Annotated in this window: 10 protein-coding genes, 1 tRNA gene and 2 rRNA genes (1 of these 13 only partly in view); 6 read left to right on the plus strand and 7 right to left on the minus strand. The window is 40.1% G+C overall.

All coding sequences use genetic code 11. From position 1 onward, the window contains the following. Positions 1-139 precede the first annotated feature (139 nt). Both CYAN7822_RS20595 and clpB read right to left on the minus strand, forming a co-directional pair. The gene (locus CYAN7822_RS20595; RefSeq protein ID WP_041933328.1) at positions 140-1243 is read right to left on the minus strand and encodes a vWA domain-containing protein; all 1104 of its coding nucleotides are present in this window, start codon (positions 1241-1243) and stop codon (positions 140-142) included. Positions 1244-1334: 91 nt separating this feature from the next. Beyond that, positions 1335-3953 (minus strand): ATP-dependent chaperone ClpB, encoded by a 2619-nt coding sequence (gene clpB, locus CYAN7822_RS20600; protein ID WP_013324186.1) that lies wholly within the window; start codon positions 3951-3953, stop codon positions 1335-1337. A 234-nt stretch (positions 3954-4187) separates the two neighbouring features. On the opposite strand from clpB, the gene CYAN7822_RS20605 reads away from it, so the two are divergent. Beyond that, a complete protein-coding gene (locus CYAN7822_RS20605) occupies positions 4188-4844 on the plus strand; it encodes a Uma2 family endonuclease (protein WP_013324187.1) in 657 nt (218 codons plus the stop codon). A 94-nt stretch (positions 4845-4938) separates the two neighbouring features. Further along, entirely contained in the window at positions 4939-5838 is a 900-nt protein-coding gene (locus CYAN7822_RS20610; protein WP_013324188.1) for an AAA family ATPase, read from the plus strand. A 5-nt stretch (positions 5839-5843) separates the two neighbouring features. Here the strand turns inward: CYAN7822_RS20610 and CYAN7822_RS20615 are convergent, their stop codons facing one another. From CYAN7822_RS20615 to nadC, 5 genes are all read right to left on the minus strand, one after another. Continuing rightward, positions 5844-6428, minus strand: coding sequence for a Uma2 family endonuclease (locus CYAN7822_RS20615; RefSeq protein ID WP_013324189.1), 585 nt, complete (start codon positions 6426-6428; stop codon positions 5844-5846). 141 nt (positions 6429-6569) lie between these two features. Beyond that, entirely contained in the window at positions 6570-6803 is a 234-nt protein-coding gene (locus CYAN7822_RS20620) for a DUF4327 family protein (RefSeq protein WP_013324190.1), read from the minus strand. Between the two features lie 236 nt (positions 6804-7039). Next, positions 7040-7942, minus strand: coding sequence for a S1 RNA-binding domain-containing protein (locus CYAN7822_RS20625; RefSeq protein WP_013324191.1), 903 nt, complete (start codon positions 7940-7942; stop codon positions 7040-7042). A 75-nt stretch (positions 7943-8017) separates the two neighbouring features. Next, on the minus strand, positions 8018-8764 hold the full coding sequence (locus CYAN7822_RS20630; protein WP_013324192.1) for a dienelactone hydrolase family protein: 747 nt from the start codon (positions 8762-8764) through the stop codon (positions 8018-8020). Positions 8765-8877: 113 nt separating this feature from the next. Beyond that, a complete protein-coding gene (gene nadC, locus CYAN7822_RS20635) occupies positions 8878-9726 on the minus strand; it encodes a carboxylating nicotinate-nucleotide diphosphorylase (RefSeq protein ID WP_041933887.1) in 849 nt (282 codons plus the stop codon). 149 nt (positions 9727-9875) lie between these two features. Here nadC and CYAN7822_RS20640 point away from each other — a divergent pair, with 149 nt between their 5' ends. From CYAN7822_RS20640 to CYAN7822_RS20655, 4 genes are all read left to right on the plus strand, one after another. Next, complete coding sequence (locus CYAN7822_RS20640; RefSeq protein WP_013324194.1) at positions 9876-10565, plus strand: PEP-CTERM sorting domain-containing protein; 690 nt, start codon at positions 9876-9878, stop codon at positions 10563-10565. Positions 10566-11170: 605 nt separating this feature from the next. Beyond that, positions 11171-12661 (plus strand): 16S ribosomal RNA (locus CYAN7822_RS20645). Between the two features lie 121 nt (positions 12662-12782). Continuing rightward, positions 12783-12856, plus strand: a tRNA-Ile gene (locus CYAN7822_RS20650). A gap of 133 nt (positions 12857-12989) precedes the next feature. Beyond that, a 23S ribosomal RNA gene (locus CYAN7822_RS20655) occupies positions 12990-13658 on the plus strand; it runs 2215 nt beyond the window's last position. Together the 16S and 23S rRNA genes with 1 tRNA gene alongside form the textbook arrangement of a ribosomal RNA operon.

Genomic DNA, 13658 nt, shown 5'->3' on the forward strand with positions numbered 1-13658 from the left:
GAATTGGCTTAATATCAGATAGTTTATCAATTTTGTAATTAGTAGTTATAACAATATAGCCTTTTTTTATAACTCAATAAAATCTACCCGCAAAGTTTGTGCGTCTTCTGGTAATTCGTTAATATCCTGTTGTAGTTGTTCAAAATGCATCATTTAATTTTATTTCTACCCGATTTTTTTCATAATCAACAATCATTATTTGACTACTTTCAATCTGAATATCTTTAATAAATGGTTTCTTTTTTGCATCTTCAAAGTACATACAAAAACGATAATTTTGGGCAAGAACTGAATTTTTTTCCCAAAGATTAAAATCCGTCTTTATAGACTTGGTTTCATGTTTGATCGGAACTGGATTATCGTTTTCATATAATTTCCATCCTTTAATTGAAGCAACAGTAGCAGTTTTAGGTCTTTTCACTTGAATTGCTCCAAATCTCAAAACTGATTCACTTAGAGCCTTATTTAGCTCTTCAGTATTCTCTGGTTTATACAATTTTCCTCCACCAGCTTTGGCTAATTCCTCTAAAATCTCATTATTTGTTTTAATCTTGCCAAGGGTTATAATATTAAGTATAAAATTAAAACCCTCTTTTTTTAACGAATCAACTTCTTCCAAAGGGGCTTTTTGATCAGGATTGTGGTTTTTATCTTTTTTACAGGATTCTACTCCGTCAGTTAATAAAACAATTATATTTTTCTGCTTTTTATCCTTAAATTTTGAACTAGCTTGGCGAATTGCCTCAGTTAGTGGAGTTTCTGTTCCTCCTTTAATGGCAGGTAAAACATCTAAAATTTTCTTATTTTTTTCCTCAAATATTTCGATATTATCCTTGCAATCTTTACTTTTATGACCAAGAGCAGTTAGCGAAAGTTCTAGATTTGAAGCGTCAGAACTGTTAATAATAGTTGTTATTGATTCTTTGGCAATATCAAGTTTTAGTTTTCCATCAATTTTTTCTTTTTCTTTTACCATGCTACCAGAAGCATCTAAGATAATCATAACTGGGCTTTTGGCAATAGGGGTAGGTGAAGTAGTGGTAGAAAGGGATGGAGATGGATTAGCTGTTAATAAACAGGGGTCTTCTCGAGTTTCACAACCTCCTAAAAGCGTAAGAAAAATGAGTGTTAATGAGGCAAAAAATAATGAATTAAGCAGTAACTTTGTTTTAAAAAATATTTGAATCATAATTTGATATTTTTTTTTAAATTTTATTTTATCATAGTCTAGTTTTTTCTTCAAACAATAACACTTTTTTATCTTAATTTATCTTAAAAATAGCTCCCCTCTCCTACAAGGAGAGGGGTTGGGGGAGAGGTTTACCAACTACAAATTATGTCGTTAACACCTCTGCTGGTAAGCGGGTAAAAGTTAACCGTTCATCGGTAACATCGACAAAAATCATGTCACCTTGTTTAAAATCACCCCGTAGAATTGCCTTAGCAATAGCCGTTTCTAAATAGCGTTGTACAGCACGTTTTAAGGGTCTTGCACCGTAAACCGGATCATAACCAATGTCAGCCAGATAATCTAAGGCTTGTTCCGACAACTTCAGAGACAATTTTTGTTCTGATAAACGATCCTCTAACCGCTTCACTTGCAGCTTAACAATTTCTCGTAATTGAGACTTCTGTAAACTGTGGAAGATAATAATTTCATCCACCCGGTTGAGAAATTCAGGACGGAAACTATTCCGCATCGCCTCCATTACTCGGGACCTCATTTCATCATAACGGGAATCATCCCCCGCAATATCTAAAATGACCTGTGACCCAATATTACTGGTCATAATAATGATAGTATTCTTGAAGTCTACAGTACGTCCTTGAGAATCCGTTAAGCGTCCATCATCGAGAATTTGCAGCATGACATTAAAAACATCATTATGCGCTTTCTCAATTTCATCAAACAGAATGACAGAATAAGGTCTGCGTCTGATCGCTTCTGTCAGTTGTCCTCCTTCTTCATATCCGACATATCCCGGAGGCGCACCTAACAAACGAGAAACCGCGTGTTTCTCCATATATTCGGACATATCGATCCGCACTAACGCTTCTTCGCTATCAAATAAATTAAGCGCTAAGGCTTTTGCCAACTCCGTTTTACCAACCCCAGTAGGTCCCAGGAAGATAAAACTGGCTGTCGGACGGTTTGGATCAGCTAAACCCGCGCGTGAACGTTGAATTGCATCCGCAACAGCAGTAACCGCTTCATCCTGTCCAACGACTTTTTGATGCAGTTCATCTTCTAAATGCAGGAGTTTTTCTTTTTCAGACTCCACTAATTTACTAATGGGTATGCCTGTCCATTTAGAGATAATTTCAGCAATATCAGACTCCACAACCTCTTCTCGCAGTAGGGTTTTACCCGAGGTTTGTTTATCGGTGATTTGGCTTTCTAGTTCTTTAATTTGGCGTTGTAAGTCAGTTAATTTCCCATAACGCAACTCAGCCGCTTTGTTGTAATCATAATCCCGTTCGGCCTGTTGAATTTCGACATTAACCTGTTCGATTTCTTTTTTAACAGTACGAAGCTTGTCTATGAGTTCTTTTTCGGCTTGCCATTGGGCGTTATACTGGGTCTGTTCTTCTTTAAGGTCGGCCAATTCTTTTTCTAGCCTTCCTAAACGTTCTCTAGATAAAGGATCATCTTCTTTTTGTAGAGAGAGACGTTCCATTTCTAATTGAAGAATCTTACGGTCTACTTCATCGAGTTCTTCAGGTTTAGAAGTGATTTCCATTTTCAGTTTAGCCGCCGCTTCATCCACTAAGTCAATGGCCTTATCCGGTAAAAAGCGATCACTGATATATCGATTCGATAATACTGCGGCAGCGACTAAAGCGGTATCGGCAATTTTAACCCCATGATGGACTTCATAGCGTTCTTTTAGTCCCCGCAAAATCGAAATAGTATCAACGACATTGGGTTCATCCACATAAACCGACTGAAAACGCCGTTCTAGTGCCGCATCTTTTTCGATATACTTACGATATTCATCTAAAGTCGTCGCCCCAATACAGCGTAATTCTCCTCTCGCTAACATCGGTTTGAGTAAATTACTCGCATCCATCGCGCCTTGAGTGGCACCGGCACCCACAACGGTATGAATTTCATCAATAAACATGATGATATTGCCTTGAGAGTCGGTCACTTCTTTGAGGACTGCTTTGAGACGTTCTTCAAATTCCCCGCGATATTTCGCACCAGCAATTAAACCCCCGAGATCTAAAGCAATTAATTTGCGGTCTCTTAAAGATTCTGGAACATCTCGGTTAATAATGCGTTGGGCGAGTCCTTCCACAATGGCCGTTTTCCCGACACCAGGTTCTCCGATCAATACAGGGTTATTTTTCGTCCGACGGGAGAGAATTTGAATGGTGCGGCGAATTTCATCATCTCGTCCGATAACCGGATCAAGTTTTCCTTCTCTGGCGAGTTGGGTAAGGTCCCGTCCATATTTTTCGAGTGCCTCATATTTGCCTTCTGGATTTTGGTCTGTCACTTTTTGAGTACCCCTCACTTGTTTGATAATATCTTTGAGTTTGTTTTCGCTTAGACCAAATTCTTGAAATAATGCCCGGCCAAAACGGTCATCTTTGGCATAGGCTAAGATTAAATGTTCAATAGAGATAAAGTCATCCCCAAATTCTTTGCGGAAACCCTCCGCACGATCTAACAAGCTATCTAAGCTACGCCCCAGATAAACTGACTCGCTAGGGTTAGAGAGAGTGGGTTGGCGGCGAATAAATTCATCGGTTTTATCTCGCAACCGTTGAACACTAACGTTAGCTTTGTTAAAAATACTGCTTGCGAGTCCTTCTTGTTCCAGGAGGGACTTCATCAAGTGTTCGCTTTCGATTTGTTGCTGTTTGTTTTGTTTGGCGATGTCGGGAGTTTTAACGATCGCTTCCCAAGCTTTTTCTGTAAATTGATTAGGATTAGTGGGTTGCATTTCTTCTATACCAGGTTATCCATACTTTATGCTTCTAGATGTTATTGTAATTTCTCTCTATCCATAAGTTGAGGCGGTATTCCCCACTTAAAAGGGTTGGTTTTCACGGAAAGTACGGTTAAGTTTCGGAAAATACGCCAAAATATTGTTTTTCAGTCTCGCGCAAAGAACGCCAAGAATATCTTTAAGTGTACAATGTAATCAATTAAGGTTCTCAACCCTCTTTTAACGATTATGATTCAACCTCACACTCAGTTAAATTTACCGAAGGGTGAAGACCTCCCTAGTTCTGATGGGTTACCGGTGGACAACGAATTACATATTTTAATTCCTAATCTTTTGGCTTCTATTTTAGGCTTTATTTGGGCGGAAAGATTAGATTGGTTTTTGGGGATTAATATGGGAATTTTTTATGCTACTGGAGTTAATCCGAGAGTTCCTATTGTCCCTGATGCTTTTTTGTGCTTGGGAGTTGAACGAGTTAAAGATAATAAGCTGCGAGAAAGTTATGTTGTTTGGGAAGAAAATAATATTGCACCTCTTTTAGTATTAGAGGTTGTCTCGAAAACATCTGGAGATGAATATGACAAAAAAATGGCAAAATATGCTCAACTGGGTGCTTTATATTATGTTATCTACAACCCTGATTTTTGGCAAAGAGATAAACATGAACCTTTTGAAGTTTACCGTTTAGACAATGGCCAATATCAGCGTTCTTTAAGTGAACCTTTTTGGATGCCAGAAATAGGATTAGGAATTGGACGAGGATTAGGAAATTATAGAGGAATACAGCGAGAATGGTTGTACTGGTATAATCAGCAGGGACAACGGATCGTCTCACCAGAGGAGTTATTGCAACGTTACCAAGAACGGTTTGGAGAGTTAAGCTAATAAAATTTTTGATTTTGATGTAATTTTTGGGAATAAAAAGGGAATATTAAGGTAAGCACTAACTCTTAAGTCTGAAAAAATCTAGAGATTTAATATGACAGGTTATTATTTAACATGGAATGATCCAGAAATCAATAAAGAAATAGAACGTTTAAAATTAGAGATTGAGCAGGAAAATGTCAAATCCATTAATCATGATGATATTTTACAATCTTTAAATCATCTTATTGGAATGAAAAGTATTAAAGATGAACTAACAACCCTAACAAATTTTCTCAAAATCCAGCAACTTCGACAACAACAAGGACTTCCTCAAGTTTCAGTAACGCTTCACTCAGTCTTTTGTGGTTCTCCTGGAACTGGAAAAACAACGATCGCTCGTTTAATGGGTCAAATTTATAAACAGTTGGGAATACTATCTCAAGGACATTTAATAGAAACAGATAGATCGGGAATGGTTGCTGGATATATCGGACAAACTGCTAAAAAAGTAGATGACTTAATTGACTCTGCTTTAGATGGTGTTTTATTTATTGATGAAGCTTATACTTTAGCGCCTGAAGGGTCTAAAAATGATTTTGGACAAGAAGCTATTGATACTTTACTCAAACGGATGGAAGATTATCGAGATAGATTAGTTGTTATTGTAGCGGGTTATAATGATGAAATGTCTAGATTTCTTGATTCTAATCCTGGGTTAAAATCTAGATTTAATCGATATTTTTATTTTGAAGACTATCAACCCGACGAGTTATTAGCTATTTATAAAAATCTCTGCCAGCAAAATCATTTCCAATTAGACTCTTCAAGTGAGGAAATTTTACTTGACAAATTTAGCCAAATGTATTCAGAAAGAGACAAAACTTTTGGCAATGGAAGATTAGTCAGAAATCTATTTGAAAAAACTCTTGAAAAACAAGCTAATCGATTAGTTAAATTAGAAACAATTAATACAGAAACAATGATAACCATTTTAGCTGAGGATAAACCTTAAATTATTTATTCTTCTAGAAAAATCGAAGTTAAATCTAACACAAAATCTGGTAAAACATCTTCCCCAGAAACAGTAAAAGGAGAATATAACAATTCCGCAGCTTGCCCTAAACGATATATTTCAACAGTACGATTTTGTGGATCGATTAACCAACCTAATCTAAGTCCATTATCAATATATTCCTGCATTTTCTCTTGTAACTCTTCTAAATCATCTGTCTGAGACCTCAACTCAATCACAAAATCAGGACAAATAGGAGGAAATTTTTTGCGCTCAGTTAGAGATAAACTTTGCCATCTTTCTCGACTTATCCACGCTGCATCCGGAGATCTATCTCCTCCTTTTGGCAATTTAAAACCTGTTGAAGAACTAAAAACAACTCCTAACTTTTTTTGACGATTCCAATTATTCAGATCGGTGATAATATTTGCTTCTTTTAGACCACTTTCTCCTCCCGTAGGTGACATTATAATTAAAGCTCCCGATGCCGTTCGTTCAAAGCGTAAATCTCTATTATTTTGGCATATTTCATAAAATTGGTTATCTGTTAATAAAATAGTCGGACTTAAATTTAATGTAATGGTACTCATTATTACATTTAGATTTTTATTGAAAATTGGATAATTATTTAACTAAACCCAATAAAATTATACATTAAAAGTTGGGACAAAGCCCAACTTACTCTTTTTCCGACTTAATTATAGAGACATTTTAAGAATAAAAAATTAAGATTAATCCTCGTCCCAAGTTTCAGAACCCAATAGGTCAATAAGATGATCTCGTAGCAAATAGCCATGCCGTTCTAACTCATTTTCAACCCAAGACCATTCACGAGGAGGAATATATTGACAAAGCGTATAAATTGGTTGTTGACGATCTAATCTTCCCTGTTTAACTAAATTACGAGCATCTTCTTGAATCAAATCAATAGTATATTGTACTGAAATTGAAGCAGTCCTAACCATAATCTAATTTTTCCCCCATCATCTCAATCAGTATCTATTTCAAATCATACCGACTTTAAATTTTTTTGTAGGTCGGTTACTATACCTTGTTGTCAAAAATTAATGAGTATAAATTACTTGCTTTCTCAATTATCCTCTAATTTTTACGCTCTTTGCTCAACTTTTGATTTTTCGTAATGATTGGGTAATGAGTAATAGATAATTAATATTTACTAATCACCCATTACCTATAACTATTACTGAGATAATTTTTCTCGGGCTTGTTCAAGGCGTTCTTCAGCAGATGCCATCACTTCATCAAGTTTTTCGACAATTTCTCCAGGATAGCTCTCTAAAACTTTAGTAGATAAAGCTATTCGATTTTTATATTCATCGATCTCTAGGATTAAAACTTTAATGGATTGTCCTATCTTAAAAATAGTGGTTAAAGAATCAATATGGACTCCACTAACTTGAGTAATGTGAAGTAATCCTGTAGCCCCATTAATATCCACAAAAACACCATAAGGTTGAATTTTGGCTACTTTACCCTCTACCAACGTTCCTACTGTTAATTTACCAATAGCCGCCGCACGAACGAGTTGACGTTGAGAAAGAACCAATTTATTGCTGTCTTGGTCTATTTGAATAAAGTTAGCAGTAATTAATTGACCCACCAGAGAATCTAAATCTTCCTTTTCTACTAAATGTGATCGGGGAATAAATGCCCGCAACCCTTCTACCTCTGCTGTTACTCCTCCTCGGTTTGTTCCGGTTACCCGTACTTGTACTGATTGACCGCTTTCTGAGATCTCTTTAACTGTATCCCAAGCTTGTTTAATGGCCAGTTGACGACGTGAAATAATCAGTTGACCTTCTGCATCAGGGCCGCTAATAATCAGAAAATCTTGTTCTTGTTGTAGCGGTAAGCATTCGTTAAGGTTAGTTACTGGTTGTATAGAAGCTTCTTTTAAGGGAACGAATCCTGGCGATTTACCGCCAATTTCAACATAAGCGCCGTCTGAAGTGTATTGAATAACTTTTCCTCTTACTACCTGCCCTTTTTCAAAAGTATAATCATATTGCTCAAGAGCGTGGGCAAAATCATCCATAGTGAATGATGGCTTAGACTCTTGAGATGAGGTAGATTTTGCATTCATGACGATTTTAGATGTGAGAGAATTTAAATTTTTATCTTCTCTCCAGTTTAAAACCAGTTGATGGGAGAATGCTGACTACTTTTTTAAAGTAGTGTTAAATAAACTTAATACTTGCTGCCAAGCATCGGCTGCCACTTCTGGGTTATAGCTACCACGCTGATCGCACAAAAACCCGTGATCCGCATTAGGATAACGAAAAATTTGGTAAGAAATATTATGTTTTTTCAGTGCGGCTTCGATTTCATCGGGTTGTTCATTAGGAATCAGGGGGTCTTCTAGCCCAAAAAACGCATAAATCGTACCTTTAATATCTTTGGTTCGGTTTATTGTTGGTTCTCCCCCGCCTGGTGTGCTATTGGTGATTCCTGCCCCATAAAATGAAGCAGTGGCTTTAATCTCATCTAAAACAGCCACCAGATAAACCACATGACCCCCATAACAAAAGCCAATGGTTCCGACTCCTATACGTTGAACTTGTGGCAAGCTATATAAATAATCAATAGTGGCTTTGATATCATTGAGAAGTTCATCGGCTTGGGTTTGCTCTTTATAACTTCTACCAAGGGTAATATCTTCTTCGGTATAGCCTAGCTCAAGCCCTGGTGCAATACGTTGATAGATAGCAGGAGCAACCGCGACATAACCTTCACTTGCAAGGCGGCGAGTTATATCACGAATATGATCGTTAACACCAAAAATCTCTTGAACAACAATTATCCCAGGATAAGAACCTTCTTGTTTAGGAGTGGCTAAATAAGCATCTATGGCTAAATCTCCGTTGCTAATTTGAACAGTTTTTGTTTCAATTTCTAAGCTTGCCATGATTACAGTTTTCAATACAAGATTAACCTACGATTTTTAGTTTAAAGAAATATGGCTCTTTAAAAAAGGATAAATGGCTCTTTGCCCAAAATGCCGCCAATCCTGGCTAAAAATTATTGCTCTACGATTCTCATACTTAAATCTAACCAGGTTGAGCGGGTAATGGTCGCACTGGTAGAAATATAATCTACTCCTGTTAAAGCGACTGAGCGTAGATTATGAAGGGTAATATTCCCAGAAGCCTCTATTTTGGTTTTGTTATTGCGTTCACGAATCACTTGAACAGCTTGCTGCATTTGCTCTAGAGTCATATTATCTAGCATAATCAGATCGGCACCGCCAGAGAGTGCCTCTTTGACTTCCTCAAGATTGGTTGTTTCTACCTCAACGGTTAGAGGATAAGGAATGGAGGAGCGTATTTTAGCGATGGCTGTTTCTATTCCTCCTGCCGCTTGAATATGATTATCTTTAATCATCACGGCATCATCTAATCCCATACGATGATTGACGGCTCCTCCTAGTTGGGTTGCATATTTTTCCAGTAACCGTAATCCTGGGGTAGTTTTACGAGTATCCACTAATTGAGTAGGTAAATCAGCAATGATTTCAATATATTGACGAGTTAGGGTAGCAATACCACTGAGACGCATAGCAATATTTAACGCTACTCTTTCTCCCATCAGTAAAGCTTCCAATAAACCCTCTATTTGAGCGATTTTTTGTCCGGGTTCACATTTGTCGCCTTCTGTAGCAAGGGGAACAAAGCTCAATTTTTCATCCAACAATTGAAATACCCTTGCCGCCATCGGTAATCCTGCAATAACTCCTGCTTCTTTAACGATCCAAACTGCTTTACCTGTACCTTGAAGGTTTAAGCCTCCCGTTGTGCGATCACCTCGACCGAGATCTTCAAGCAACCAATTCTGGATCATCGGGTCGAGGATAATTTTAGGGGGAATTATTGCTTTCATGTAACCTATGGTTTATAATAGCTATTTCTTTGTAAGATTTATCAGATTTTTACTAAATTATACATTACTTAACTTATACATGAGCGCTGACAGGGCTTTGTTAATATTGAAGTTATTTTCAACAAATTTGGAGCATAATAATGGTAAAGTATAGTTTATTAATAGCTGGTGCTACCCTTTCTAGTAGTTTAATATTAATAGCAGATACAGCTTGGGCTGCTCAGTTTACTATTTTTAATACAGGTGTAGATAATTCTGGAACAGTATTGCCTAATAATGCAGTAGATCCTCATTACATTATTACGTCAGCACCTCCATCTATTAGTACACCAGGTCTTACCTATGCTGTTGCGGCGCATCCTGCATGGATACCTAATAGTTCCGTTTCTAAGTGGATTGGTGCAATTCCTGATGCTGGTAATATAGGCAGTCCAACAGGAACTTATGTCTATCAAACAATTTTCGATCTCACCGGATTTATTCCCTCTACTGCTCAACTATCAGGCTTGTTAGCATCAGACAACAATATTTTAGATGTCTTAATTAATGGAACGAGTACGGGAATAACCACACCTTTTGTGGGATTTACAAGCTTTCAACCATTTAGTGTTACCAGTGGATTTGTCGATGGTATTAATACCATTGAATTTATCCTCAATGCAGGAGGAACCGTTGATGCTCTTCGAGTAGAGTTCACGAGCGCGACTGCTGATGCCGTTGTCCCCGAACCTCTAACCATTTTGGGTGCAGGCACAGCATTAGGATTGGGTACAGTCTTCAAACGTCAATTATCCAACAAACAGCAGAAAGAAAAAACCAGCAAGAATTAATCACTCAATCTCTAAAAACTGATTAACCCCTTTTTAGTCCAAGCACTAGAGGGGTTAAACTCACATCAGACAGTCTAAGGGTTTAAGCTCTGGTTTACCCCAACCTGAACAACCTTTTTTTATCCATTGGCGAGTCATGGCGAGCACTACTTTAATCTTTAATCGCTAAATCTGTATTGATCGATACAAGCCGTTCTAATCTCCCTAACAGCTTATCAATCATATATTTGGGCTTTTCGTCTTAAGGTAAATCACCCCTCTCAAAAAAATTTTCTAGAAATTTTTGACCAAAATTTCTACGAGGGGTAGATCAAAACCCCTCAAACCTTTATCAGAAAAGAAACACAGAAATTTAGAAAAAATTTTTTTAGGGGGTTGACAACCCCTGTGCAATTGAGTATATTGGTAAATGCGCGGTTGAGAGAAACCACTCCGAACGCGCCCCGAACCTAGACAAAACAATAGTTTGAAAGCCTTAATAAGCCAAACCCTTGTTAAAAGAAATTATAAGTCTTGATGCCTAGTTTGTCTAGGAGCAAGACCAAAAAACAAGAAAAGTTCTCTAGTGCGCTAGAGAAAGAGCTAAGAAAAGAACATTCATGTTCACCATGGAGAGTTTGATCCTGGCTCAGGATGAACGCTGGCGGCGTGCCTAACACATGCAAGTCGAACGGGGTAGCAATACCTAGTGGCGGACGGGTGAGTAACGCGTGAGAATCTGCCTTCAGGATGGGGACAACAGCCGGAAACGGCTGCTAATACCCGATAGGCTGAAAAGTGAAAGATTTATCGCCTGAAGAGGAGCTCGCGTCTGATTAGCTAGTTGGTGGGGTAAGAGCCTACCAAGGCGACGATCAGTAGCTGGTCTGAGAGGATGAGCAGCCACACTGGGACTGAGACACGGCCCAGACTCCTACGGGAGGCAGCAGTGGGGAATTTTCCGCAATGGGCGAAAGCCTGACGGAGCAACGCCGCGTGAGGGAGGAAGGCCTTTGGGTTGTAAACCTCTTTTCTTAGGGAAGAAGCAAGTGACGGTACTTAAGGAATCAGCATCGGCTAACTCCGTGCCAGCAGCCGCGGTAATACGGAGGATGCAAGCGTTATCCGGAATTATTGGGCGTAAAGCGTCCGCAGGTGGAATTTCAAGTCGGCTGTCAAAGCCCGTAGCTTAACTACGGTCAGGCAGTGGAAACTGAAAGACTAGAGGCCGGTAGGGGTAGCAGGAATTCCCAGTGTAGCGGTGAAATGCGTAGAGATTGGGAAGAACATCGGTGGCGAAAGCGTGCTACTGGGCCGGACCTGACACTGAGGGACGAAAGCTAGGGGAGCGAAAGGGATTAGATACCCCTGTAGTCCTAGCCGTAAACGATGGAGACTAGGCGTAGCTTGTATCGACCCGAGCTGTGCCGAAGCTAACGCGTTAAGTCTCCCGCCTGGGGAGTACGCACGCAAGTGTGAAACTCAAAGGAATTGACGGGGGCCCGCACAAGCGGTGGAGTATGTGGTTTAATTCGATGCAACGCGAAGAACCTTACCAGGGCTTGACATCTGTAGAACCTAGGGGAAACTCTGGGGTGCCTTCGGGAGCTACAAGACAGGTGGTGCATGGCTGTCGTCAGCTCGTGTCGTGAGATGTTGGGTTAAGTCCCGCAACGAGCGCAACCCTCGTTCTTAGTTGCCAGCATTAAGTTGGGCACTCTAGGAAGACTGCCGGTGACAAACCGGAGGAAGGTGGGGATGACGTCAAGTCAGCATGCCCCTTACGTCCTGGGCGACACACGTACTACAATGGTCGGGACAAAGGGCAGCGAACTCGCGAGAGTAAGCGAATCTCATCAAACCCGGCCTCAGTTCAGATTGCAGGCTGCAACTCGCCTGCATGAAGGAGGAATCGCTAGTAATCGCCGGTCAGCATACGGCGGTGAATTCGTTCCCGGGCCTTGTACACACCGCCCGTCACACCATGGGAGCTGGCCACGCCCGAAGTCGTTACCCTAACCCCTTGTGGGAGGGGGATGCCGAAGGCAGGGCTAGTGACTGGGGTGAAGTCGTAACAAGGTAGCCGTACCGGAAGGTGTGGCTGGATCACCTCCTTAAAGGGAGACCAACGATTAACTCAACAGCTAAATAATATAAGCGTTGAAGTTAAGGAAATCCCAAGGTCGGAACAAGGAAAATGGTTAAAGCTTTCAAACTATAGTCGAGGTTGTGGGAATCGGGCTATTAGCTCAGGTGGTTAGAGCGCACCCCTGATAAGGGTGAGGTCCCTGGTTCAAGTCCAGGATGGCCCACCTGCCCCGAGCGAAGGCTGGACAGCACCGACTTTTGAACATCAAAAGCGAATGCTGGACTGGATAAGTTCGGTGAAAAGCACCTTGAAAACTGCATAAGAAAAGAGAAAGAGTCAAAGAAACTAGAGAATCTGGTCAAGCTACCAAGAGCTAACGGCGGATACCTAGGCACACAGAGGCGAAGAAGGACGTGGCGACCCACGAAAGGCTTCGGGGAGTTGGAAGCAAGCGTAGATCCGAAGATATCCGAATGGGGCAACCCAAAAAACGATCAGTTGAATCCATAGACTGAAACGAGCCAACCGGGCCAATTGAAACATCTTAGTAGCCCGAGGAAGAGAAAGCAAAAGCGATTCCCTAAGTAGCGGCGAGCGAAAGGGGACCAGCCCAAACCATCGACCTTGGTTGATGGGGTAGTGGGACACTCACAAAGAGACTAGAAAACTTAAACGAAGTAGCTGAAAACTACACCAAAGAAGGTGAAAGTCCTGTAGTTGAAAAGCGGACTAGCTCGAGTGTATCCCGAGTAGCACGGGGCACGTGGAATCCCGTGTGAATCAGCGAGGACCATCTCGTAAGGCTAAATACTCCTGTGTGACCGATAGAGAAACAGTACCGCGAGGGAAAGGTGAAAAGAACCCCAGTAAGGGGAGTGAAATAGAACATGAAACCGTTAGCTTACAAGCAATGGGAGGACGATTAAACGTCTGACCGTGTGCCTGTTGAAGAATGAGCCGGCGACTTACAGGCTGTGGCAGGTTAAGAGTAAAAGCTCGAAGCCAAAGTGAAAACGAGTCCGAAC

The organism is Gloeothece verrucosa PCC 7822 (assembly GCF_000147335.1).
GTDB classification, from domain to species: Bacteria; Cyanobacteriota; Cyanobacteriia; order Cyanobacteriales; family Microcystaceae; genus Gloeothece; species Gloeothece verrucosa.

Bases quoted from the DNA above. Each gene is read 5' to 3' on its own strand.
- clpB (WP_013324186.1), bottom strand. From the start codon at position 3,953: ATGCAACCCACTAATCCTAATCAATTTACAGAAAAAGCTTGGGAAGCG.
- CYAN7822_RS20640 (WP_013324194.1), top strand. From the start codon at position 9,876: ATGGTAAAGTATAGTTTATTAATAGCTGGTGCTACCCTTTCTAGTAGT.
- CYAN7822_RS20630 (WP_013324192.1), bottom strand. From the start codon at position 8,764: ATGGCAAGCTTAGAAATTGAAACAAAAACTGTTCAAATTAGCAACGGA.
- CYAN7822_RS20610 (WP_013324188.1), top strand. From the start codon at position 4,939: ATGACAGGTTATTATTTAACATGGAATGATCCAGAAATCAATAAAGAA.
- CYAN7822_RS20615 (WP_013324189.1), bottom strand. From the start codon at position 6,428: ATGAGTACCATTACATTAAATTTAAGTCCGACTATTTTATTAACAGAT.
- CYAN7822_RS20605 (WP_013324187.1), top strand. From the start codon at position 4,188: ATGATTCAACCTCACACTCAGTTAAATTTACCGAAGGGTGAAGACCTC.
- CYAN7822_RS20620 (WP_013324190.1), bottom strand. From the start codon at position 6,803: ATGGTTAGGACTGCTTCAATTTCAGTACAATATACTATTGATTTGATT.
- CYAN7822_RS20625 (WP_013324191.1), bottom strand. From the start codon at position 7,942: ATGAATGCAAAATCTACCTCATCTCAAGAGTCTAAGCCATCATTCACT.